This is a genomic window from Pseudooceanicola profundus, assembly GCF_054919315.1.
The window spans coordinates 808,248-828,562 of the sequence record NZ_CM142898.1; the positions used below are offsets into that span (position 1 = coordinate 808,248).

The 20,315-nt window shown below is 69.2% G+C and carries 23 protein-coding genes; 13 read left to right on the forward strand and 10 right to left on the reverse strand.

Annotation, left to right across the window (positions count from 1 at the left end):
* Positions 1–1,230 (reverse strand): beta-ketoacyl-ACP synthase I, encoded by a 1,230-nt coding sequence (fabB, locus tag ACX9MO_RS03710; RefSeq protein ID WP_462213574.1) that lies wholly within the window; start codon positions 1,228–1,230, stop codon positions 1–3.
* 55 nt (positions 1,231–1,285) lie between these two features.
* A complete protein-coding gene (gene fabA / locus ACX9MO_RS03715; protein ID WP_462213575.1) occupies positions 1,286–1,798 on the reverse strand; it encodes a bifunctional 3-hydroxydecanoyl-ACP dehydratase/trans-2-decenoyl-ACP isomerase in 513 nt (170 codons plus the stop codon).
* Between the two features lie 176 nt (positions 1,799–1,974).
* Here fabA and irr point away from each other — a divergent pair, with 176 nt between their 5' ends.
* Positions 1,975–2,391: a Fur family transcriptional regulator Irr gene (gene irr / locus ACX9MO_RS03720; protein WP_222492092.1), complete on the forward strand. Its 417-nt coding sequence runs from the start codon at positions 1,975–1,977 to the stop codon at positions 2,389–2,391.
* A gap of 108 nt (positions 2,392–2,499) precedes the next feature.
* On the opposite strand, the gene ACX9MO_RS03725 is transcribed toward irr, so the two are convergent.
* On the reverse strand, positions 2,500–3,105 hold the full coding sequence (locus tag ACX9MO_RS03725; protein WP_222492090.1) for a hypothetical protein: 606 nt from the start codon (positions 3,103–3,105) through the stop codon (positions 2,500–2,502).
* 229 nt (positions 3,106–3,334) lie between these two features.
* On the opposite strand from ACX9MO_RS03725, the gene ACX9MO_RS03730 reads away from it, so the two are divergent.
* From ACX9MO_RS03730 to ACX9MO_RS03750, 5 genes are all read left to right on the forward strand, one after another.
* Positions 3,335–4,021, forward strand: a complete 687-nt coding sequence (locus ACX9MO_RS03730; RefSeq protein WP_462213576.1) for a haloacid dehalogenase type II — start codon at positions 3,335–3,337, stop codon at positions 4,019–4,021.
* Positions 4,021–4,842: an alpha/beta fold hydrolase gene (locus ACX9MO_RS03735; RefSeq protein ID WP_462213577.1), complete on the forward strand. Its 822-nt coding sequence runs from the start codon at positions 4,021–4,023 to the stop codon at positions 4,840–4,842. The genes ACX9MO_RS03730 and ACX9MO_RS03735 overlap by 1 nt, the downstream gene beginning before the upstream one ends.
* A complete protein-coding gene (locus ACX9MO_RS03740) occupies positions 4,839–5,804 on the forward strand; it encodes a threonine ammonia-lyase (protein WP_462213578.1) in 966 nt (321 codons plus the stop codon). The genes ACX9MO_RS03735 and ACX9MO_RS03740 overlap by 4 nt, the downstream gene beginning before the upstream one ends.
* A gap of 270 nt (positions 5,805–6,074) precedes the next feature.
* Complete coding sequence (locus ACX9MO_RS03745) at positions 6,075–6,236, forward strand: hypothetical protein (protein WP_222492082.1); 162 nt, start codon at positions 6,075–6,077, stop codon at positions 6,234–6,236.
* Between the two features lie 181 nt (positions 6,237–6,417).
* The gene (locus ACX9MO_RS03750) at positions 6,418–6,624 is read left to right on the forward strand and encodes a cold-shock protein (protein WP_222492080.1); all 207 of its coding nucleotides are present in this window, start codon (positions 6,418–6,420) and stop codon (positions 6,622–6,624) included.
* A 177-nt stretch (positions 6,625–6,801) separates the two neighbouring features.
* Here ACX9MO_RS03750 and ACX9MO_RS03755 read toward each other — a convergent pair whose 3' ends face one another.
* The gene (locus tag ACX9MO_RS03755) at positions 6,802–7,602 is read right to left on the reverse strand and encodes an arylesterase (RefSeq protein WP_462213579.1); all 801 of its coding nucleotides are present in this window, start codon (positions 7,600–7,602) and stop codon (positions 6,802–6,804) included.
* On the opposite strand from ACX9MO_RS03755, the gene ACX9MO_RS03760 reads away from it, so the two are divergent.
* Together ACX9MO_RS03760 and ACX9MO_RS03765 are read left to right on the forward strand one after the other, a co-directional pair.
* The gene (locus tag ACX9MO_RS03760) at positions 7,520–8,209 is read left to right on the forward strand and encodes an ABC transporter ATP-binding protein (protein ID WP_222492076.1); all 690 of its coding nucleotides are present in this window, start codon (positions 7,520–7,522) and stop codon (positions 8,207–8,209) included. The two genes, ACX9MO_RS03755 and ACX9MO_RS03760, sit on opposite strands and share 83 nt — an antisense overlap.
* Positions 8,206–10,779, forward strand: a complete 2,574-nt coding sequence (locus tag ACX9MO_RS03765; protein WP_462213580.1) for an ABC transporter permease — start codon at positions 8,206–8,208, stop codon at positions 10,777–10,779. Before ACX9MO_RS03760 ends, ACX9MO_RS03765 begins: the two co-directional genes overlap by 4 nt.
* A gap of 67 nt (positions 10,780–10,846) precedes the next feature.
* Here ACX9MO_RS03765 and ACX9MO_RS03770 read toward each other — a convergent pair whose 3' ends face one another.
* The 3 genes from ACX9MO_RS03770 to ACX9MO_RS03780 form a co-directional block, all read right to left on the reverse strand.
* A complete protein-coding gene (locus ACX9MO_RS03770; protein ID WP_462213581.1) occupies positions 10,847–11,605 on the reverse strand; it encodes an alpha/beta fold hydrolase in 759 nt (252 codons plus the stop codon).
* Positions 11,606–11,677: 72 nt separating this feature from the next.
* Entirely contained in the window at positions 11,678–12,433 is a 756-nt protein-coding gene (locus ACX9MO_RS03775; RefSeq protein WP_462213582.1) for an alpha/beta fold hydrolase, read from the reverse strand.
* Positions 12,434–12,498: 65 nt separating this feature from the next.
* Positions 12,499–13,779, reverse strand: a complete 1,281-nt coding sequence (locus ACX9MO_RS03780) for an MFS transporter (RefSeq protein WP_462213583.1) — start codon at positions 13,777–13,779, stop codon at positions 12,499–12,501.
* A gap of 151 nt (positions 13,780–13,930) precedes the next feature.
* Here ACX9MO_RS03780 and thrS point away from each other — a divergent pair, with 151 nt between their 5' ends.
* On the forward strand, positions 13,931–15,877 hold the full coding sequence (thrS, locus tag ACX9MO_RS03785; protein ID WP_462213584.1) for a threonine--tRNA ligase: 1,947 nt from the start codon (positions 13,931–13,933) through the stop codon (positions 15,875–15,877).
* Positions 15,878–15,962: 85 nt separating this feature from the next.
* On the opposite strand, the gene ACX9MO_RS03790 is transcribed toward thrS, so the two are convergent.
* Together ACX9MO_RS03790 and ACX9MO_RS03795 are read right to left on the reverse strand one after the other, a co-directional pair.
* Positions 15,963–16,616 carry an NrsF family protein gene (locus ACX9MO_RS03790; protein WP_462213585.1) on the reverse strand — a complete coding sequence of 218 codons (654 nt, stop codon included), beginning with the start codon at positions 16,614–16,616 and terminating at the stop codon, positions 15,963–15,965.
* A complete protein-coding gene (locus ACX9MO_RS03795) occupies positions 16,609–17,142 on the reverse strand; it encodes a sigma-70 family RNA polymerase sigma factor (RefSeq protein WP_222492064.1) in 534 nt (177 codons plus the stop codon). Before ACX9MO_RS03795 ends, ACX9MO_RS03790 begins: the two co-directional genes overlap by 8 nt.
* Positions 17,143–17,314: 172 nt before the next feature.
* Between ACX9MO_RS03795 and ACX9MO_RS03800 the strand changes: the two genes are divergently transcribed.
* From ACX9MO_RS03800 to ACX9MO_RS03815, 4 genes are all read left to right on the forward strand, one after another.
* Complete coding sequence (locus tag ACX9MO_RS03800; RefSeq protein WP_222492062.1) at positions 17,315–17,623, forward strand: BufA1 family periplasmic bufferin-type metallophore; 309 nt, start codon at positions 17,315–17,317, stop codon at positions 17,621–17,623.
* 107 nt (positions 17,624–17,730) lie between these two features.
* On the forward strand, positions 17,731–18,633 hold the full coding sequence (gene bufB, locus ACX9MO_RS03805; RefSeq protein WP_462213586.1) for an MNIO family bufferin maturase: 903 nt from the start codon (positions 17,731–17,733) through the stop codon (positions 18,631–18,633).
* On the forward strand, positions 18,630–19,397 hold the full coding sequence (locus ACX9MO_RS03810; protein ID WP_462213587.1) for an HvfC/BufC family peptide modification chaperone: 768 nt from the start codon (positions 18,630–18,632) through the stop codon (positions 19,395–19,397). Before bufB ends, ACX9MO_RS03810 begins: the two co-directional genes overlap by 4 nt.
* Positions 19,394–19,966, forward strand: coding sequence for a DoxX family protein (locus tag ACX9MO_RS03815; protein ID WP_462213588.1), 573 nt, complete (start codon positions 19,394–19,396; stop codon positions 19,964–19,966). The genes ACX9MO_RS03810 and ACX9MO_RS03815 overlap by 4 nt, the downstream gene beginning before the upstream one ends.
* On the opposite strand, the gene ACX9MO_RS03820 is transcribed toward ACX9MO_RS03815, so the two are convergent.
* Positions 19,917–20,285: a hypothetical protein gene (locus ACX9MO_RS03820; protein WP_222492054.1), complete on the reverse strand. Its 369-nt coding sequence runs from the start codon at positions 20,283–20,285 to the stop codon at positions 19,917–19,919. The genes ACX9MO_RS03815 and ACX9MO_RS03820 overlap by 50 nt on opposite strands.
* Positions 20,286–20,315: the final 30 nt, after the last annotated feature.

A 20,315-nucleotide genomic window follows, 5' to 3' on the forward strand; every position in this document is an offset into this window, starting at 1 on the left:
TCACCCGTGATATTTGGACAGCAGCATCGAACCGTTCGTGCCGCCGAAACCGAAGGAGTTGGTCATCACCGTTTCGAGGCCCGCGTTCTCCTTGAGCGCGGTGGCGATTTCCTCGGGCTTGAGCGCAGGATCGAGGGTGGCCACGTTGATCGAGGGGGCGATGAAGTCGTTTTCCAGCATCAGCAGGCAGAAGATCGCCTCCAGCGCGCCGGCGGCGCCCTGCGCGTGGCCGGTCATCGACTTGGTCGAGGAGATCACCGGGGTCTGGCCCTCGCCGAAGACGCGGCGCACGGCCTCGACCTCGCCCACGTCGCCGACCGGGGTCGAGGTGCCGTGGGCGTTGATGTAGCCGACCTTGCGGCCTTCCGGCAGGGTCGAAAGCGCAAGCCGCATGGCCCGCTCGCCGCCCTCGCCCGAGGGCGCGACCATGTCGTGCCCGTCCGAGGTGGCGGCATAGCCGGTGACTTCGGCGTAGATCTTCGCGCCGCGCGCCAGCGCATGCTCCAGGTCTTCCAGCACGACGATGCCGCCGCCGCCGGAGATGACGAAGCCGTCACGGTCCGCGTCGAAGGCGCGCGAGGCGCTCTCGGGGGCGTCGTTGTACTTGGAGGACATGGCGCCCATGGCATCGAAGAGGCAGCTGAGCGTCCAGTCCAGCTCCTCGCCGCCGCCGGCGAACATCACGTCCTGCTTGCCCAGCATGATCTGTTCCGCCGCGTTGCCGATGCAATGCAGCGAGGTCGAGCAGGCCGAGGTGATCGAGTAGTTGATGCCCTTGATCTTGAAGGCCGTCGCGAGGTTGGCCGAGATCGTGGAGGACATGCACTTGGGCACCGCGAAGGGCCCGATCCGCTTCGGCGAGCCCTTTTCAAGCACGGTCTGGTGCGCGGCGAACATCGAGGAGGTCGAGGGCCCGCCGGACCCGGCCACGAGACCGGTGCGCGGATTGACGACCTGATCCTCGCCGAGGCCAGCATCGGCGATGGCCTGGCTCATGGCGATATGGGCGTAGGCGGCGCCGGGGCCCATGAAGCGCAGGGCGCGCTTGTCGACGTGCTCTGCGGGGTCGATCTTGAGCGTGCCGGCGATCTGGCTGCGGAACCCGCGCTCTGCCATCTCGGGCGAGGCCTCGATCCCGGATTTGCCAGCCTTGAGGGAGGCGAGAACCTCCTCGGCGTTATTGCCGATCGAGGAGACGATCCCCAGACCGGTGACGACGACGCGACGCATATGCTTACTCCCTCTCCCGCCGGGCGCACCCGGGACAGGCGTCTTCAGTACCGGTTCAGCTGGCGGCGGCCGCGAGGCCGACCTTCATGTTCTGAACGGCATAGATTTCCTCGCCATCGGCGAAGACGCGGCCGTTTGCAACGCCCATCTTCAGCTTGCGGTCGATGACGCGGGTAAAGTCCACGTGGTAGGTCAGCATCTTGCGGGCCGGGGTCACCATGCCCTGCAGCTTCACCTCGCCCACGCCGAGCGCGAAGCCCTGCCCCTGCATGCCGCGCCAGCCGAGGTTGAACCCGGTCAGCTGCCACAGGCCGTCGAGGCCGAGGCAGCCCGGCATCACGGGATTGCCGGGGAAGTGGCACTTGAAGAACCACAGGTCCGGGTGGATGTCGAACTCGGCCACGATATGGCCCTTGCCGTGCTCACCGCCGTCGGCGCTGACCTCGGTGATCCGGTCCATCATCAGCATCGGAGGTTCCGGCAACTGCGCGTTGCCCGGACCGAAGAGTTCGCCCCGTGCGCATTTCAGCAGGTCGTCCTTGTCGAAGCTGGTCGGATAATCGGCCATTAAGGCGCGCCCCCTCGTCTGTGTCCCAAAATTCATGCCCCCTCTATCACCGGCAAAACCAGCCTTGCAAGGGCGCAAAAATGCCGCGGCGTCAGGGCCGCGTCCGGGAATTGAATTGAAATTCCTCTGCTTCCGGCCCTATATATTGTCCTGCAATGGATGGGAAACAAGACAGCATGGCGCCGGAAGCCTCTCTTCGCGGTACGGAATGGCTCAACGGTGCGGGACTGCGTCCGACGCGGCAACGCGTGGCGTTGGCGGCACTTCTGGTGGGCGACGGCCGCAACCGGCACGTGACGGCGGAGAGCCTCTATGCCTCCGCCATGAACCACGGCCAGTCGGTGTCGCTTGCCACCGTCTATAACACGCTGCGGGCCTTCTGCGACGCGGGCCTGATGCGCGAGATCACCGTGGACGGGTCGAAGAGCTACTTCGACACCAACATGCACGATCACCCGCATTTCTTCTGGGAAGACGACGGGGCGCTGACCGATGCGCCCTCCGACGAACTCGTCATCTCGCGGCTGCCGGAGGCGCCCGAGGGCGCCGAGGTGGCCAAGGTCGACGTGGTCATAAGGCTGCGGCGGCGCTGAGGGGGCTGCCTGCCCCCCGCCGCTGACGCGGCGCCCCCCGGGGATATTTTCGAACAGTGGATGAGGGGCCGGACGGCCCTTTTTTTTCGGGACCGCCCTCTCCTCTGGTCAGACCTTGCGGATGCGGTCGCGCTGCGCCTGCACCCCGTCTTCGAAGCCCTCCGCATCGCCGTAGTCGAGGAAGCCGTCGTAATGGCGATGGCGGGCGCGGACCCGGGCGGCATGTTTGATCGGGCACCAGAAGGCCTCGGTCCGGCCCGCGATTTCCGTCACATAGGCCAGCAACCCGTTGCAATAGCCACAGTAGATGCAGTTCAGCTTCTGCAGGCCGTTCAGGTAGGCGAGGTGGTGGCGGTCAATGCGGATATAGTCGCCGCGCGTGACCTTCGGGATGCCGTAGGCCGGGAAGCAGATCGCCTGGTAGAGCGTCACGAAGAGGTCCAGCAGGGCGAAGGGAAGGATCAGGGAATAGATCACCGGCGCGGTGATCACGTAGCGCAGCCGCGTGCGCGCGAGGAAGGTGGAGAGCCGGACCCGCAGTGCCCGGTGGCGGCGGCGCACGTCCGCTTCCCAGACGACGCGGCCGTTCTCGATCCGGTAGCGCAATTCGTCGCGGCGGCGGGCCACCGTCTCCTCGATCTGGTCGTGAAGCTCTGCGATCTGCTGCTGGACCTCGGCGATCTGGGCGCGGAGGCGCTCGGCGGGACGGGACATGGGGGCACTCGTGCGACAATTGGGACTGGAAAGAGCGTAGCCGCTCGGGGGCGCCCGTGACGAGGGCAATCGCGGGCGCAGTCAGTCAGGCAATCGCACCCACGCCTGCGGGGCTCGGGCGGTGGCACGCAGCGCCGCCTCCGGGCCTTCCCCCCCCTGCCAGACCCGTGGCAGGGTGCCCGCGAGACGGGTGCCATGGCGCCCGGGGAGAGAGCCGAGGGAGGGCCCCATGCCGATCACATGCTGTATCTTCGACGCCTATGGCACGCTTTTCGACGTGGCTGCCGCCGCGCGGGACCTGTCGGCCACGGGGCGGTTTCCCGCCCTCGCCGAGAGCTGGCCCGCGTTGGCAGAGCACTGGCGCATCAAGCAGCTGTCCTATTCCTGGCTCCGCGCCGTCTCCGGCGATCACGCCGATTTCTGGCAGGTCACCGGCGAGGCGCTCGACTGGTCGCTGGAGGCCACCGGGCTGGACGGCGACGCCGAGATGCGCGCCGCACTGATGGCGCTCTACCACGAGCTGGCCAGTTTCCCGGAGGTGCCGGAGATGCTGGCGACCCTGAAGGGGCGCGGCCAGCGGCTCGGCATCCTGTCGAACGGCAGCCCGGCGATGCTGGAGGGAGCCGTGGGCTCCGCCGGGATCGGCGACCTGCTGGAAGCGGTGCTCTCGGTCGAGAGCGTCGGCGTCTTCAAGCCCGCCCGCGCAGTCTATGACCTCGTGGGGCAGGCCTATGGCGTGCCGAAGCAGGAGGTGCTCTTCGTCTCCTCGAACGGCTGGGACGCCGCCGCAGGCGCCGCCTACGGCTTCACCACCGCCTGGGTGAATCGCAAGGGCGAGCCGCTCGACCGGCTGCCCGGCCGCCCGCACCATATCCTGAGCGATCTTGCCACCCTGCCCGACCTGGAGGTTTTCTGATGCCCCGTTTCACCGCCCCCGACGGCCTGTCCCTGCACTACGAGGACGAAGGCACCGGCCTGCCGCTGCTCTGCCTCTCCGGCCTGACGCGCAACGCCCGCGACTTCGACTTCGTCGCGCCGCATCTGGAGGGCGTGCGGATGATCCGCCTCGACTACCGGGGCCGGGGCCAGTCCGACTGGGGCGATTACAAGACCTACACCGTACCGGTCGAGGCCAAGGACGCGCTTGCCCTGCTCGACCACCTCGGGCTGGAGAAGGTGGCGGTCCTCGGCACCTCGCGCGGGGGGATCATCGCCATGCTGCTGGGGCTGCTGGCAAAGGACCGCCTCTTGGGCGTGGCCCTGAACGACATCGGGCCCGAACTGAACCCCGCCGGGCTGGAGGCGATCATGGGCTATCTCGGGAAGAACCCGCCCTTCAAGACCTACGAGGAGGCCGCGCGCTTCCGCTCCACCCACATGCCCGCCTTCCCGAACGTGCCGATGGAACGGTGGCGCAAGGAGGTCACCCATACCAATGTCGAGACCCCCGAGGGGTTGCAGATCAACTACGATCCCGGCCTGCGCGACGCGGTGATCGAGGCCGGCGCCGAGCCCAAGGCCGACATGTGGCCGCTCTTCGACAGCCTGACCGACCTGCCGCTGGCGGTGATCCACGGCGCGAATTCGGACTTGCTGACCCACGACGCCGTGGAGAAGATGCAGGCACGCGACCCCGACCTGATCGTGGCCCATGTGCCCGACCGGGGCCACATCCCCTACCTCGACGAGGCCGAAGCCCTCGCCGCCCTCTCCCTCTGGCTGGAAAGACTGAAATGAACTTCGACATGATCACCGCCGCCGCCGGGCGGCTGGCGGGCCACGTGCGGCGCACGCCGCTGCTCCACTCCGCGCTGCTCGACGATTTCGCCGGGCGCCCGGTCTACGTGAAGGCGGAATGCCTCCAGCAGACCGGCAGCTTCAAGGCGCGCGGCGCGTGGTCGGCGATCTCGGCGCTGGAGCCGGAGGTCCGGGCCCGCGGCGTGATCGCCTTCTCCTCGGGCAACCACGCGCAGGGCGTGGCCTGGTCCGCGAAGATGCACGGCGTGCCGGCGGTGATCGTGATGCCGTCGGACGCGCCCGCGCTGAAGCTGGCCAACACCCGCGCCTACGGGGCCGAGGTGGTGACCTATGACCGCGAGAGCGAGGACCGGGACGAGATCGGCGCCCGGCTGGCGGCAGAGCGTGGCCTGACGCTGGTGAAACCCTTTGACGAGCCGCTGGTGATCGCCGGCCAGGGCACCTGCGGGCTGGAGATCGCCGAACAGGCCGCGGAGTTGGGGATCGAGGAGGCCCCCGTGCTGGTGCCCTGCGGCGGCGGCGGCCTGACCTCCGGTGTGGCCCTGGCGCTGGAGGCGACGGCCCCGGGCCTGACCGTGCACCCGGTGGAGCCCGAGGGCTTCGACGACGTGGTCCGCTCGCAGGCCGCCGGCGCGATCCAGCGCAACGCCCGGCTCTCCGGCTCGATCTGCGATGCGATCATCACGCCCCAGCCCGGTGACCTGACCTGGCCGAACATCCAGCGGCTTTGCGGCCTGGGCCTCGTGGTGAGCGAGGACGAGGCGCTGATGGCCATGGCGCAGGCCTTCCTGCGGCTCAAGATCGTGGGCGAGCCGGGCGGCTCCGTGGCGCTTGCCGCCGCGCTGACCAGGGCCCCGGGCAGCGGCCCGGTGATCGCCATCCTGTCCGGCGGCAACGTCGACCCGGCGATGTTCTCCCGCGCGCTCTCCATGCTGGACTGATCCGCCGCGAGGTGATTCGCCCCTGTCGCCGCACTGCGGCAGGGGCGCCCCCCGAAACCCGCGTTCCGCGGGGCAACACGATGCGAAATCCTGCCGATCCCGCGCATCGATCGGCAAAGCGACGCTCTTTCGCGCCAGAATTACGGTCATAGTCTTGTAATCCGGAACGATCCCGTCATTTTGAGGGGTGTTCCCGTTATTTTGGTCGAGCCGACGTGCCAGACCCACGCCTGTTATCGAGGTCGAAAACCCGCTGTGCCTGCTGTTGTGATGCTTCTATTTGCCCCGATCGCCCTGGTCCTGCTCTACGCAGAGGCCCAGCTGCTCGGGTTGAGCTGGACACTGATCGGCGTCCTCTTCGCGGTGAAGTCCCTGTTCCTGCCCCTGGCGCTCTTCTCGCTGCTTTTCGCCCGGAATTTCCGGGAAGAATGAGAAAAACGCCCCGTCGCAGGGGTCTTACAACTCTTGCGCGACGCTGGAACGGCCTGTATTCTATAGACCGCGACGTCGCCTTTATCGACCACCTGCTCCGACCCGGCTCAGTCACTCGATTTTGTTAAGACTTAGCCGACCTGCCGCAATCCCGCGGGCAGTTATTTTGAGGAGCACGACGATGGCCACTGGCACCGTCAAATGGTTCAACACCACCAAAGGGTACGGCTTCATCGCCCCCGAAGGTGGCAGCAAGGACGTTTTCGTCCACATCTCGGCTGTCGAGCGTTCGGGGCTGACCGGCCTTGCCGACAACCAAAAAGTCTCGTTCGACATCCAGCCCGGCCGTGACGGCCGCGAGTCGGCTGTGAACCTGGCACTGCTCTGATCCGGCATCTGCCGTCAGAGAAGGTGATTGCGGGCCCCTCGGGGCCCGTTTTCTTTTGGGGGATGGCTTCGATCCGTGGACCGCGACACACGCGCCTGTCATGCAAGCAACCCGGTCCGAGGCCAGCAGTGCGGCACGCCGGCCTCGGACCTCGGGGCCGCCGCTGACAGCCCCGCCCTACTCCACCCGGTCGATTAGCGCCTGCACCTGCGGTCCGATCCGGTCCACGATCCGCGCCACGCCCTCACCCGTCGGGTGGATGCCATCGGCCTGCATGTAGGGCGCATAGGCCGAGGGATCGGCCTCCTCCGAGAGACCGGCAAAGAAGCTGGGGATCAGGATCGCGCCATAGGCCTCGGCCAGTTCAGGATAGAGCGCATCGAAATCGCGCTTGTAGCCATCGCCGTAATTCCGCGCCGCCTGGAAGCCCACCAGCATCATCGGCAGATCGCGCCCCTGCCCGACCTTCAGGATGCCCTCGATATTGGCCCGCGTGACCGCAGGGTCGATCCCGCGCAGCAGGTCGTTGCCGCCAAGTTCCACGATCATCGCGTCCACCTCCGGCGTCAGGGACCATTCCACGCGCGAGAGCCCGCCCGCCGTGGTGTCGCCCGACACGCCGCCGTTGATCACCGTCACCTCTGCGCCCTGATCGCGCAGCCAGGCCTGCAACTGTGGCACGAAACCCTCCTCCGGCGGCAGGCCGTAGCCCTGGGTCAGACTGTCGCCCAATGCCAGTATCGTGACCTCTGCCTGCGCTTCATGGGCGGACAAGGGGCTGAGGATTAGGCACAATCCGAGGGAAATCGCCCCAGCCGCGGCCTTGGCCCCGCGGAACCGGCCCCCATATGACAGGCAGCCCCCGAGGGAGGCGCCAACCGCTGAAAGGACCCCGATGAACGATCCGATCCTGACCCTCGAAGGGGCTGCCCTGTCACTGGACGGCAACGCCGGGCGCGTCGATATCCTGCAGGACATCTCGCTCACCGTCCGACGGGGGGAAACGCTGGGGCTGGTGGGGCCTTCGGGCTCTGGCAAAAGCTCTCTCCTGATGCTGATGGGCGGGCTGGAACGCGCCACCGGGGGCCGGATCGCGGCGCTGGGGCAGGACCTGACGGCGATGACCGAGGACCAGCTTGCCCGCTTCCGCCGGGAACATATGGGGGTGGTCTTTCAATCCTTCCACCTCATCCCGACGATGACCGCACTGGAAAATGTCGCCACGCCGCTGGAACTGGCAGGCGTTGCGGATGCCTTCGACCGGGCCGAGGCCGAGCTGGAGGCCGTGGGCCTCGGCCATCGCGGCGGGCATTACCCCAGCCAGATGTCGGGCGGCGAACAGCAGCGCGTGGCCCTTGCCCGCGCCATTGCCCCCCGGCCCGAGATCCTGCTGGCCGATGAACCCACCGGCAACCTCGACGAGAGCACCGGCAAGCAGATCGTCGACCTGCTCTTCGGTCTGCGCGACCGGCACGGGGCGACGCTGGTCATGGTGACCCATTCGAACGAGCTGGCCGCCCGCTGCGACCGCGTGATCCGCCTGCGCGACGGTCATGTCAGCCCGCTGGCGGAGGCGGCGGAGTGAGCGCCGCTCCCCAGCCCGCCACCGCAGCGCCCGGGGTCCTCGCCGCCCTCACCCTCGCCGCGCGCTTCGCACGGCGCGAGTTGCGCGGCGGCCTGCGCGGTTTCCGCATCCTGCTGGGGTGCCTCGCGCTCGGCGTCGCGGCCATCGCGGGCGTCGGCATGGTCCGCGCCTCGATCGAGGCCGGCCTCGCCCGCGAGGGCGCGGCCCTGCTGGGCGGCGACGCCGAGATGTCCTTCACCTACCGCTTTGCCTCCGACGAGGAGCGCGCGTGGATGGAGACCCACGCCGCCGCCGTCTCCGAGATCGCCGATTTCCGCTCCATGGCCGTGGTCGACGGGCCGGAGGGGCCCGAGCGCGGGCTGACGCAGGTCAAGGCGGTGGACACCGCCTATCCGCTGGTGGGGGCGGTGACGCTCTCGCCCGATATCCCGCTGGCCGAGGCCTTCGCCGATCAGGACGGCACGCCGGGCGCGATCATGGCGCCGCTGCTGGCCGACCGGTTGCAGATCGCGCCGGGCGACAGCTTCCGGCTGGGCGAGACGACCTTCCGGCTGAGCGCCCTGCTGGAGAGCGAGCCCGACAGCGGCGCCGACGGTTTCGGCCTCGGCCCGCGCACGCTGGTGCTGCGGCAGGCGCTGGAGGGCTCGGGCCTGCTGGCGCCGGGCACGCTCTTCGACAGCCGCTACCGGCTGACCCTGCCCGAGGGCACCGACGTGGCGCCGCTGGCCGACCAGGCGCGGGAAAATTTCCGCGACAGCGGGATGCGATGGCGCGACAGCCGCAACGGCGCGCCGGGCATTGCCACCTTCGTGGACCGGCTGGGCGGCTTCCTGATCCTCGTGGGCCTCTCGGGGTTGGCGGTGGGCGGTGTCGGTGTGTCCTCCGCCGTGCGCGCCTACCTCTCGGGCAAGACCGCCACCATCGCCAACCTGCGCACGCTGGGGGCCGAGCGGCGGGTGCTGTTCCTGACCTACTTCCTGCAGATCGGCGCCCTTGCCGTGCTCGGCATCGCGATCGGGCTGGTGCTGGGGACAATCATCCCGATCGCCCTCGCCCCGCTGATCTCGGCACAACTGCCGATCCCGGCAGAGTTCGGCCTCTACCCGCGCCCGCTGATCGAGGCGGCGCTCTATGGCCTGCTCACGGCGCTGATCTTCACCCTCTGGCCGCTGGCCCGGACCGAGGACATCCGCGCCGCCGCCCTGTTCCGCGATGCGCTCGGCGGCGGGCGGGCGCTGCCGCCGCTGCGCTACCTCGTCACCATCGCGGCGCTCTTCGCGCTGCTGCTGGGGGCCGCGGGGGCGTTTTCCGGCAACTGGCGGCTCACCCTCTGGACCGCGGGCGGCATCCTCGGCGCGCTTGTCCTGCTCACGCTGGCGGGCCTCGGCATCCGCCGCCTTGCCGGCGCGCTGCGCCCTGTCGCGCGGGGCCGCCCGCCGCTTCGCTGGGCGCTGGCCGCCGTGGCGGGACCGGGGAACGAGGCACTGCCCGTGGTGCTGTCGCTGGGCCTCGGCCTCTCCGTTCTGGCCGCCGTGGGGCAGATCGACGGCAACCTGCGCGCCGCCATCACCCGCGACCTGCCCGACCGCGCGCCGAGCTATTTCTTCGTCGACATCCAGCCCGACCAGATGGCGGGCTTCCGCACCCGCGTCGACGCCGACCCCGCCGTGAGCCGGGTGGAGGCCGCGCCGATGCTGCGCGGCATCATCACCCAGATCAACGGCCGCCCCGCCCGCGAGGTCGCGGGCGATCACTGGGTGCTGCGCGGCGACCGGGGCGTGACCTATTCCGCCGCCCGCCCCCAGGGCACCAAGATCACCGAGGGCGCATGGTGGCCCGAGGAGTATTCCGGCCCGCCGCAGATGTCCTTCGCCGCCGAGGAAGCCGCCGAGATGGGGCTGAAGCTGGGCGACGAGATCACGATCAACATCCTTGGCCGCGACATCACCGCGACGCTGACCTCCTTCCGCGAGGTGGATTTCTCCACCGCGGGCATGGGGTTCATCACCGCCATGAACCCCTCGGCCCTCGCAGGCGCACCGCACAGCTGGATCGCCACCGTCTATGCCGAACCGCAGGCCGAGGCGGCGATCCTGCGCGACCTCTCCAACAGCTATCCCAACATCACCGCGATCCGCGTCCGCGACGCCATCGACCGGGTGTCGGAGCTTCTGGGCGGCATCGCCACGGCCACCTCCTATGGGGCGGGGGCGACGCTGCTGACGGGCTTCCTCGTGCTGATCGGGGCTGCGCTTTCGGGTGAGCGGGCGCGGGTCTACGAGGCGGCGGTGCTGAAGACGCTGGGGGCAACGCGGGCCCGGGTGCTGGCCAGCCTCGCGTGGCGGTCAGGCATCATGGGGGCTGCGGCGGGGCTGGTGGCGCTGGCCGCCGGGATCACCGGGGGCTGGGCCGTCTGCCACTACGTGATGGAGACCGACTATGCGGTAATCTGGCCCTCGGCGCTGGCCATCGTGGCAGGCGGGCTGATCGCGAACCTCGTCGCGGGCATGGTCTTTGCCTGGCGGCCGCTGGCCGCGCGTCCCGCGCGGGTGCTGCGGTCGCGGGACTGAGGGGCCGGTTTCTTGAGTATTTTCGGAAAGATGAAGGAGGGGGCTGCGGTCCCCTCCCTCGTGTTTGTCAGGCGGTGACGGGCTGTTTCATCCAGTCTTCCAGCACCTCGATCAGCGCCTCGGGGCTTTCCCAGCTAGGCAGGTGCCCGGCGTCGGGCAGGATCGAGAGGCGGGCGGTCGGGATCAGCTCGGCCATGAACTCGTGCCGTTTCACCGAGGTCAGCGTATCGTATTCGCCGCAGATGACGCGGGTGGGGACCTTGCACTTGCGCAGCGTCGCCTGCTGGTCGCGGCGGCGTTGCAGGGCACGGTTCTGCTTCTCGAAGGCCTGAGGCCCGCCATCGCGGGCCATCCGCTGCCAGGCGGCGATGTAATCGGCGCGGCGCGGGCCCGGGGCGAGGGTGGCGGCGGGCAGCGCCTCCTTCAGCGCATCATCGAGCCGCCCGGCGCGGGATTTCACGATCCAGGGCTCGCGGGCGGCGGCCTCCTGCGGGGTGTCGGCCAGCGGGGTGCAGGCGATCAGCGCGAGGCGCAGCACGCGGTCGGGGGCGCGGCGCAGGATCTCCATCGCCACCGCTCCGCCGAAGCCGTAGCCGCAGAGGGCAAACCGCGCAGGCAGCTGGCTGAGCAGCTCGGAGGCGATCTCCTCCATCCGCTCGCCCTGCCCCACGGGGGCCACGCTGACCATGCGCCGGCGTCCCATCACCGTGGCCTGCTGGGCAAAGAGCCTCAGGTCGCAGCCGAGGCCCGGCACGAATACCAGAGGGTCTGCCACGTCTTCCATCCCGTCCTGCGCCGCATGGCGGCGATCCGGGCCACAGGACATGGCGGCGCAAGCAAGGTCAATGGCTTGCGCGGCGTCGCGCGCCTGCGCCAGCGGCGCATCGCCGAAACGTGATCAGCCCTCGGCGCGGACCAGCACATCCGTGATCGCGGCGGTGATATGGGCGAGGTCATCGGGCGAGGAGAAGCGGTGATCCGCCCCCTTCACCAGCGTCAGGCGCATGTCCGGCCCCTCGGCCCGCTCCAACAGGCGCAGCGCCACCGACATGTCCACGTCCGCATCCGCCGTGCCCTGCAGGAAGCGCACCGGGAAGGGCAGCGGCAGGGCGCCGCGCAGGACAAGGTGCTTGCGGCCGTCCTCGATCAGGCGCTTCGTGATCACGTAAGGTTCGCCGTACTCGGAGGGCAGCGCGACCTGCTGCACCATTTCGAGGGCGGCGCGCTGCGCCTCGTCGAAGCCGGCCCACATGCTGTCCTCGGTGAAGTCGGGGGCCGCGGCGATGGTGACGAGGCCCGCGATCCGTTCCGGGATGCGCTTGGTCATCAGCAGGGAAATCCAGCCGCCCATGGAGGAGCCGACGAGCACCTGCGGCCCCTCGGTCAGCATCTCGATGGCGACCTCGGCATCCTCGGCCCAGTCCCCGATGGCCCCGTCAAGGAACGCCTCCGAGCTCTGGCCATGGCCGGAATAGTCGAACCGCAGGAAGGCGCGGCCCTCGGCCTCGGCCCAGTCCTGCAGGTGCTGCGCCTTGGTCCCGGTCATGTCGGACTTGAACCCGCCAAGGAAGACCACGCCGGGGCCCTTGCCCGCGGTACGGTGGTAGGCCAGCTTGCGGCCCTGCGGCGTTTCCAGATAGCTCGGCTCGGACATGGGATACCCCCCTCTTTGGGGACTGTCTGGCACGATGCGCCCGGTGGCGCAATCGGCCAGCGGCGTCACATCCGCTCGACCTCGCGCAGGGTCATGGCCAGCGCCCCGCCCGCAAGCGCCATGACGGCATATCCGGCAAGTGCCGCCTCGGGCCCCACGATGGAGAGGGCACCTCCGAGGCCCCCCGCCAGCAGCAGCAACACGCCGATGACGGTGTTGGCTGCGGCGGCATAGGCGGTGCGGCTGTCCTCCGGCGACATGTCCACGAGGTAGGTGGACCGCGCCTGTCGCACGCCGTGATAGGCGATCATCAGCCCGAAGAGCACGGCCGGTCCGGCCCAGACCGCCCCGATCATCCCCGCCCAGTCGAGCGCCAGCCCGACGGCCAGTGCCACGGCGGCTGCGGCCCCGGAGAGCGCCAGCGTCAACCGCGACGAATAATCCGAGAGGCGGCCCCAGACATAGGAGCTGAGGAAGGAAGCGGCGGCAGAGGCCAGCAGCATCGCCCCCAGCTGGCCAAGCACCGCGCCCTCCTGATCCTGCCCCGACTGCATCACGATCCATGGCGGCGCCAGCGAGGTGGAGACCAGCAGCCCGCGCACGAGGATGAAGCGGCGCAGGTCGGCGTCATCGCGCAGCGCGGCCCAGAGGGCGAGGCCCTTCCTGTCGCCCCGCTTGGCCTCCGGTTCGTCGAGCCCCGCGAAGACGAGGGCCGCGCCGAGCCAGAAGACCCCGGCGAGGGCGATGGCGATCAGGACCGGCCCGCGCGCCTGCAACAGGCCCGAGATCAGCAGCAGCGCGAAGATCACGACGCCGGCGGAGGCGGCGGAGCCCGCCAGCCCCGTGACCGCGCCGCGCCGGGTCTTGGCCACCGTGCGGCCCTGCACGTCCTTGTAGGAGACGGAACAGGCCGCCCGCGCACAGGCCAGAACGCCGAGCGCAAGACAGATGGCGAGGCCGGCCACCGCGCCCTCCAGCAGCCAGCCCGCCGCCGCGATGGCCAGCGCCGCAAGGCCCTGCACCGCCGAGCCCGCGGCCCAGACCCACTTGCGGTGGCGCAACCGCTCGATCCCGTCCGCCAGCAGCACCTGCGGCAGCAGGGCGCCTGCCTCGCGGATCGGCACGAGCGCCCCGGCATAGGCCCCCGGCGCGCCAAGCGCGGTCAGCAGCCACGAGAGCACCAGCTTGGGGTCGATCAGCCCGTCCGCGATCTTGGAGAGCGACAGCGCCGCGATGTGCCGCAGCCCGTTGCGGCCCTCGGTCGCATCGATCTTGTCCGCCTCCACGCCGGCGATCCGTGCAAAAGCTGCGGAGGCCGGGCTGTGCTGGATGTCCGTGGTCGTCATCGACGGTCCTTTCTGGCTTGCCCGTTTCAGGAACGGCTGGCGGCGCCGGCGGGTTCCCGCTTGACTCCCCTCCGGCGAAGATTCAAGTAGGGCGCACACCATAACCCGCAACCGGGCGTTCCGTGGGCGCCAAACTGACGAGGAGGCCGATATGGCACAGATCTCCCTCACATTTCCCGACGGCAATTCGCGCGAGTATCCCGCAGGGATCACCGCTGGCGAGGTTGCTGCGGACATCTCCAAATCGCTGGCCAAGAAGGCCATCTCCGCGACGGTGAACGGCGCGCATTTCGACCTTCAGTGGCCGATCACCGGCGACAGTGCGATCGCCATCCACACGCTTCAGGACGAGGTGCAGGCCAATGAGCTGGTGCGCCATGACCTTGCGCATATCATGGCCCGCGCCGTGCAGGAGCTCTGGCCCGACGTGAAGGTCACCATCGGCCCGGTCATCAAGGACGGCTGGTACTACGACTTCGACCGTCAGGACCCGTTCACGCCCGAGGACCTCGGCGCGATCGAGAAGAAGATGAAAGAGATCATCAACCTGCGCGATCCGGTGAAGACCGAGGTCTGGGATCGCGACGTGGCGGTGAAATACTACGAAGAGCGCGGCGAGCCCTACAAGGTCGAGCTGATCGACTCGATCCCCGGGGACGAGCCCCTGCGCATGTACTGGCACGGCGACTGGCAGGACCTCTGCCGCGGCCCGCACCTGCAGCACACCGGGCAGGTTCCGGCGGATGCCTTCAAGCTGATGAACGTGGCCGGGGCCTACTGGCGCGGCGACAGCTCGCGCCCGATGCTGCAACGGATCTACGGCACGGCCTTCACCTCGAAGGAGAAGCTGAAGGCCCACCTGACCATGCTGGAAGAGGCCGCCAAGCGCGACCACCGCAAGCTGGGCCGCGAGATGAACCTGTTCCACATGCAGGAAGAGGCCCCCGGGCAGGTGTTCTGGCACCCGAACGGCTGGACCATCTACACCGAGCTGCAGGACTACATGCGCCGCAAGCAGCGTCGCGGCGGCTATGTGGAGGTGAACACCCCGCAGGTGGTGAACCGCAAGCTGTGGGAGGCCTCGGGCCACTGGGGCAACTACCAGGAGAACATGTTCATCGTCGAAGTGGACGAGGATCATGCCCGCGAGAAGACGATCAACGCCCTGAAGCCGATGAACTGCCCCTGCCACGTGCAGGTGTTCAACCAGGGCCTGAAGTCCTACCGCGACCTGCCGCTGCGCATGGCCGAGTTCGGCTCCTGCAACCGGTACGAGCCCTCGGGCGCGCTGCACGGGATCATGCGGGTGCGCGGCTTCACGCAGGATGACGCGCACATCTTCTGCACCGAGGACCAGATCGAGGCCGAGACGAAGATCTTCATCGACTTCCTCGCCGACATTTACGCCGACCTTGGCTTCACCGGCTGGACGATCAAGCTCTCCACCCGGCCCGAGAAGCGCATCGGCTCGGAAGAGAGCTGGGACCGCGTCGAGGCGGCGCTTGGCAACGCCTGCAAGGCTGCCGGTTACGACTACGAGATCCAGGAAGGTGAAGGCGCCTTCTACGGTCCCAAGCTGGAGTTCACCCTGACCGATGCCATCGGCCGGGAATGGCAGTGCGGCACCCTTCAGGTGGACCCGAACCTGCCCGAGCGTCTGGACGCGAACTACATCGGCCAGGACGGCGAGAAGCACCGCCCGATCATGCTGCACCGTGCCGTTCTCGGCTCCTTCGAGCGGTTCATCGGCATCCTGATCGAGAACTCGGAAGGCAAGCTGCCGCTCTGGCTGGCGCCCCGTCAGGTGGTCGTGGCCTCGATCGTCTCGGACGCCGACGCCTACTGCCTCGAGGTGGTCGCGGCGCTGAAGGCCAAGGGCATCCGCGCCGAGGCCGACCTGCGCAACGAGAAGATCAACTACAAGGTCCGCGAGCATTCCGTCGGCAAGGTGCCCTACATCCTCGCCTGCGGCATGAAGGAAGTGGAAGAGCGCACCGTCTCGACCCGCCGCCTCGGCGAGAAGCAGACCAAGACGCAGACCATGGACGAGATCGTGGCCGAACTGGCCTCGGTCACGACCCCGCCGGACAAGCGGTGAGCCGCACAGGCGTCAGCATCGCCTCCGACAGATCAAAGGGCAGCCCTCGGGCTGCCCTTTTGCATTTGAAGAAGCGGGCCCCGGCTCACCAAGTCAGCCAGCGGCGTCCGGCCCAGGCCCCGACACCTGCCGCAAGGGCGATGCCGAGGCTGTACCAGACCGAATAGAAGAGCGGCGAATCCTCGGTGCAGAAGGTCGAATAGACCGTGGTGGCGAGGCCCCCCGCCACCAGCCCCGCAAAGGCCCCGCAGGCCATCGGGTTCAGCGGCGCACCCCGGCGCAGGACCGAGATCAGCGCCGCCGTCACCGGCAGCGACAGGGTCACGATGGCGGGCATGCAGACCGGGATCGAATGGCCGACGAAGAGCCGCAGCCGGTCGGCGGGCGCATGGGTGGCATAGGCCAGCATGAAGAGCGAGAGCGCCGCCATCGGCAGGACCCAGATCGCCTGTGCCGGCCAGCCGCGCGGGGCGGCGGGCCGGGCCGCGTTCAACGCCAGCGGCAACGCCAGCAGCGCCAGCACGAAGGGCAGCACCGTCTTGGCCAGCACCACCGGGTCCGCCAGCGCCGGCAGCACGTCGGGCCGGGGGCCAAGCAGCGCGAAGAACAGCACCAGCGTGCCCGCGACGCCAAGCGCCAGCCGGCGCAGCAGCAGCGCCTCGGGCGCGGCCTTCGGTGCAGGGGAGGCATCGCCCGCGAGCGTGGCAATCAGGTCATCGGTCGTGGTCTTCTCAGTCATCTTCCGCCTCCGCCATCTGGCGCAGTTTCGTCATTGCACGATGGTAGGCGACACGCACCGCCCCCTCGCTCATTCCCAGGCGCGCGCCGACCTCTCCGGCGCTCTCGCCCTCGACACCCACGGCGCGCACGATGCCCGCGGCCCGCGGGTCGATCCCCTCCAGCAGGCGGGCAAGGTCGCGCGCGGCGGTCACGTCGCCCGTGGCCTCGTCCTCCAGCGTCTCGACCACGTCCTCGATCGGGACGGCCACCCGCCTCCGGCGCGCGGCATCCGCGGCCTTGTAGCGGGCGATGGCATAGAGCCAGGGTGAGACGGGCAGATCGCTGCGCCATGTGTGCCGCTTGGCATGCACCGCCAGCAGGACCTCCTGCACGATGTCCTCCACCTCGGCCTCCACCGTGCAGCGGGCCCGTACGATCTTGCGGATCACTGGCGTCGCCTCGTGCAGGAAGCGCGCGTAGCAGGGACCGTCGCCCCCGAGGGCGCGGCGCAGGAGGTCTGACCAGAGATCGTCGCGCGTCGTCATCTGGGGGTCCATTCGCGAGGCTCTGCAGAAACGTTACAACCTTTTCGCGAAAATCCGAAATCCGATCACCGATGCGTGATAGTCTGAAATGCCCCGTAACGGTCCGGGAGAGGCCGGCGAAGGGGATAGCATGGACGCCACAACGGCGCTCCCAGACATCGGAGGACCGAAGATGACCACCAAGACCACCGCAGTGACCCTTGCCGGCGCCTTTGCCGCAGCCCTCTCCGCCCAGGCCACCACGGCGGGCGCCGCGACGATGGAGAAGTGCTTCGGCGTTGCCATGGCCGGCGAGAACGACTGCGCCGCGGGCCCCGGCACCACCTGCGCCGGCACCTCGAAAGTCGACTACCAGGGCAACTCCTGGAAGCTGGTCGAGGAAGGCACCTGCATGACCATCGCCCTGCCCGCCGACGACAAGGGCATGGCACGCATGGGTTCTCTCGAACCGCTGGACCGTGACCACCCGATGGGCGGCTGACCCGTCCCGGAGCGGGCGCGTCCCCCTCGGGCGCGCCCATCCCCACTGACACGCAGACCACTGACAGACCGACCGCAGACCGCAGACCGCAGACGGAGGAGACCGACATGCTGGACCGGACCAAGAGCCAAGCCCTGCCCGCCGCCCCCGGCGTCGGCTACAAGGCACAGCATTACACCGCGCTCACCACGGACCCGGGCTGCGTCGGCTGGCTGGAAATCCACGCCGAGAACTACATGGGACAGGGCGGCCGCCCGCTGGCGCAACTGCGCGCCCTGCGCGAGCGCTTCCCGGTCTCCGTCCACGGCGTCGGCCTGTCCATCGGCGGACCGGACCCGCTCGACGCGGACCACCTCGCGCGGCTGCGCGATCTCTGCCACTGGCTCGACCCGCACAGTTTTTCCGAACACCTCGCCTGGTCCACCCATGACGGGGCCTACCTGAACGACCTGCTGCCCCTGCCCTATACCGATGCCACCCTTGCCCGGGTCTGCGACCACGTGGACGAGGTTCAGGAGGTGCTGGGCCGGCAGATGCTGCTGGAAAACCCCTCCTCCTACCTCGCCTTCGACGAGAGCACCTGGGACGAGGTCGGCTTCCTCGCCGAGATCAGCCGCCGCACCGGCTGCGGCCTGCTGCTCGACGTGAACAATGTCTTTGTCAGCGCGGTGAACCTGCGCCTCGATCCCCGCGCCTATATCGAGGCCTTCCCGCTGGAGGCCGTGGGTGAAATCCACCTCGGCGGCCATGACGAGGACGCGGACGACCACGGAGCGCCGCTGCTGATCGACAGCCATGGCCGCGCGGTCGCCGATCCGGTCTGGGCCCTGCTGGACCTGACGCTGGCGCGGGGCGGGCCGAAGCCGGTACTCATCGAATGGGACACCGACGTGCCCGACTGGCCGGTGCTGGAGGCCGAGGCCGCCCGCGCGGCCCGGGCCCTCGACAGGATGACCACCGGGATCGCAGCCGCACCCACAACCGGGATCAAAACCGGGGTGCGCACATGAATGCCCCGCCGCTGTTCCTGCCCGCCGCCTCGGAGGTGGAGGAGGCCTTTCGCACCGCTCTCCTCGACGGCGAGGTGCCGGTGCCTGCGGGTCTCAGCGATGGCGCGGGCCAGCCCGCCGGACGGCGCTACGCGGTCTACCGCAACAACGTGGCCGTGGCCCTTGGCGAGGCGCTGGAAAGCGGTTTTCCCGCCGTGGCCGGGCTGCTGGGGCCGCAGAACTTCCGTATGGTGGCGGGCATCTACCTGCGCCGCCATCCACCGACATCGCCGGTGATGCCGCTCTATGGTGCGGGGTTCGCCGCCTTCCTCGAGGCCGCGGAGGCGCTGGCCCGCTGGCCCTACCTCGGAGACGTGGCGCGGCTGGACTACGCCCTGCGGCAGGCCTACCACGCCGCGGATGCAGAGCCGCTCTCCCCCGAGGCGCTGACCACGCTGGCCGCCGAGGCATTGCCCCAGACCCGCTTGCGCCTTCCGCCGGCACTTCAGCTGCTGCGCTCACCCTACCCGGTGATCGACATCCGCAACCGCGCCCTCGGGCTGGCGGACAGCATCGGCAGCCATGGCCAATGTGCCCTCGTCACGCGGCCCGAATATGACCCCGTGACCGATCCCCTGCCGCAGGCCGATGCCGCCCTGCTGGAGCGGCTTATGGCGGGCGCCACCCTCGGCGCGGCGCTGGAGGAGACGGGCACGGACCCGACGGCACTGCTCTCCCTCCTGATCGCGCGCCGGGCGCTGACCGGACTGGAGACGACCGAATGACCGATACGACCACACCCACCCCGCTCTTCGCCCGCACCATCGCGGCTGCCCTGCCCCTGCTGGCACGGCTGACCTTTGCCGCGGTGCTTCTGCGCTGTTACTGGGGCTCTGCGCTGACCAAGGTGGGCGAGGGCCCGCTGGGGCTCTTCCGGCCCTCCGCCGGGGCCTATGCGCAGATCTTCCCCAACGGTTTCGCGGCGGCGGGCTATGACCCCAGCCAGCTGACCGTGTTCCACTGGGCGGTGGCCGTGGGGGGCATGTGGGCGGAGTTCCTGCTGCCGCTGGCGATCGTGCTGGGGCTCTACACGAGGCTGGCCGCCTTCGGCATGATCGGCTTCGTGGCGATCCAGACCTTCACCGATCTCTTCGGCCACGGCATCCTCGCCCATGCGCCGACGCTGGGGGCATGGTTCGACCGCGCCCCGGATGGCGCGATCCTCGATCAGCGGATGTTGTGGATCGTTCTGCTGCTGACGCTGGTGGACCGCGGCGGCGGGCCGCTGTCGCTCGATGCGCTGCTCAGAAGTGCGCCCGCTCTTCGTCCGGCTTCCCGGCAGCCAGCGCCATGAGCCCGGCCACGCCGCAGAAGAACAGCGGGAAGATGGTGAAGAACCCCATGCCGAAGGCCCAGTACATGCCCCCCGCCGAGAGCAGGAGCAGCACCCCTGACCAGAGCGCGCGGGCGCGTGCCATCCCCGCCCCGGCGATCGCCAGCATGGGCGAGAGCACGGACATGGTGCGGATCAGCTCCACGTCGTTGACCTGGTAGAACAGCCCGTCGACCTCTCCGAAGACGTCGATGAAGGCGGTGTAGCCGTAGCTGGCCAGCCCGACCACCAGTCCCATGAGGCCCCCGATCAACCCGAGGATCAATGCCGCGTTGCGCATCCGCGCCCTCCTGCGTTACCCGTCGGGCCC

Excerpts from the sequence above, each read along its gene's own strand:
- fabB (WP_462213574.1), bottom strand. The coding sequence starts at position 1,230 with ATGCGTCGCGTCGTCGTCACCGGTCTGGGGATCGTCTCCTCGATCGGC.
- fabA (WP_462213575.1), bottom strand. The coding sequence starts at position 1,798 with ATGGCCGATTATCCGACCAGCTTCGACAAGGACGACCTGCTGAAATGC.
- irr (WP_222492092.1), top strand. The coding sequence starts at position 1,975 with ATGGCGCCGGAAGCCTCTCTTCGCGGTACGGAATGGCTCAACGGTGCG.
- ACX9MO_RS03725 (WP_222492090.1), bottom strand. The coding sequence starts at position 3,105 with ATGTCCCGTCCCGCCGAGCGCCTCCGCGCCCAGATCGCCGAGGTCCAG.
- ACX9MO_RS03730 (WP_462213576.1), top strand. The coding sequence starts at position 3,335 with ATGCCGATCACATGCTGTATCTTCGACGCCTATGGCACGCTTTTCGAC.
- ACX9MO_RS03735 (WP_462213577.1), top strand. The coding sequence starts at position 4,021 with ATGCCCCGTTTCACCGCCCCCGACGGCCTGTCCCTGCACTACGAGGAC.
- ACX9MO_RS03740 (WP_462213578.1), top strand. The coding sequence starts at position 4,839 with ATGAACTTCGACATGATCACCGCCGCCGCCGGGCGGCTGGCGGGCCAC.
- ACX9MO_RS03745 (WP_222492082.1), top strand. The coding sequence starts at position 6,075 with ATGCTTCTATTTGCCCCGATCGCCCTGGTCCTGCTCTACGCAGAGGCC.
- ACX9MO_RS03750 (WP_222492080.1), top strand. The coding sequence starts at position 6,418 with ATGGCCACTGGCACCGTCAAATGGTTCAACACCACCAAAGGGTACGGC.
- ACX9MO_RS03760 (WP_222492076.1), top strand. The coding sequence starts at position 7,520 with ATGAACGATCCGATCCTGACCCTCGAAGGGGCTGCCCTGTCACTGGAC.
- ACX9MO_RS03755 (WP_462213579.1), bottom strand. The coding sequence starts at position 7,602 with ATGTCCTGCAGGATATCGACGCGCCCGGCGTTGCCGTCCAGTGACAGG.
- ACX9MO_RS03770 (WP_462213581.1), bottom strand. The coding sequence starts at position 11,605 with ATGTCCTGTGGCCCGGATCGCCGCCATGCGGCGCAGGACGGGATGGAA.
- ACX9MO_RS03775 (WP_462213582.1), bottom strand. The coding sequence starts at position 12,433 with ATGTCCGAGCCGAGCTATCTGGAAACGCCGCAGGGCCGCAAGCTGGCC.
- ACX9MO_RS03780 (WP_462213583.1), bottom strand. The coding sequence starts at position 13,779 with ATGACGACCACGGACATCCAGCACAGCCCGGCCTCCGCAGCTTTTGCA.
- thrS (WP_462213584.1), top strand. The coding sequence starts at position 13,931 with ATGGCACAGATCTCCCTCACATTTCCCGACGGCAATTCGCGCGAGTAT.
- ACX9MO_RS03790 (WP_462213585.1), bottom strand. The coding sequence starts at position 16,616 with ATGACTGAGAAGACCACGACCGATGACCTGATTGCCACGCTCGCGGGC.
- ACX9MO_RS03795 (WP_222492064.1), bottom strand. The coding sequence starts at position 17,142 with ATGACGACGCGCGACGATCTCTGGTCAGACCTCCTGCGCCGCGCCCTC.
- ACX9MO_RS03800 (WP_222492062.1), top strand. The coding sequence starts at position 17,315 with ATGACCACCAAGACCACCGCAGTGACCCTTGCCGGCGCCTTTGCCGCA.
- bufB (WP_462213586.1), top strand. The coding sequence starts at position 17,731 with ATGCTGGACCGGACCAAGAGCCAAGCCCTGCCCGCCGCCCCCGGCGTC.
- ACX9MO_RS03810 (WP_462213587.1), top strand. The coding sequence starts at position 18,630 with ATGAATGCCCCGCCGCTGTTCCTGCCCGCCGCCTCGGAGGTGGAGGAG.
- ACX9MO_RS03815 (WP_462213588.1), top strand. The coding sequence starts at position 19,394 with ATGACCGATACGACCACACCCACCCCGCTCTTCGCCCGCACCATCGCG.
- ACX9MO_RS03820 (WP_222492054.1), bottom strand. The coding sequence starts at position 20,285 with ATGCGCAACGCGGCATTGATCCTCGGGTTGATCGGGGGCCTCATGGGA.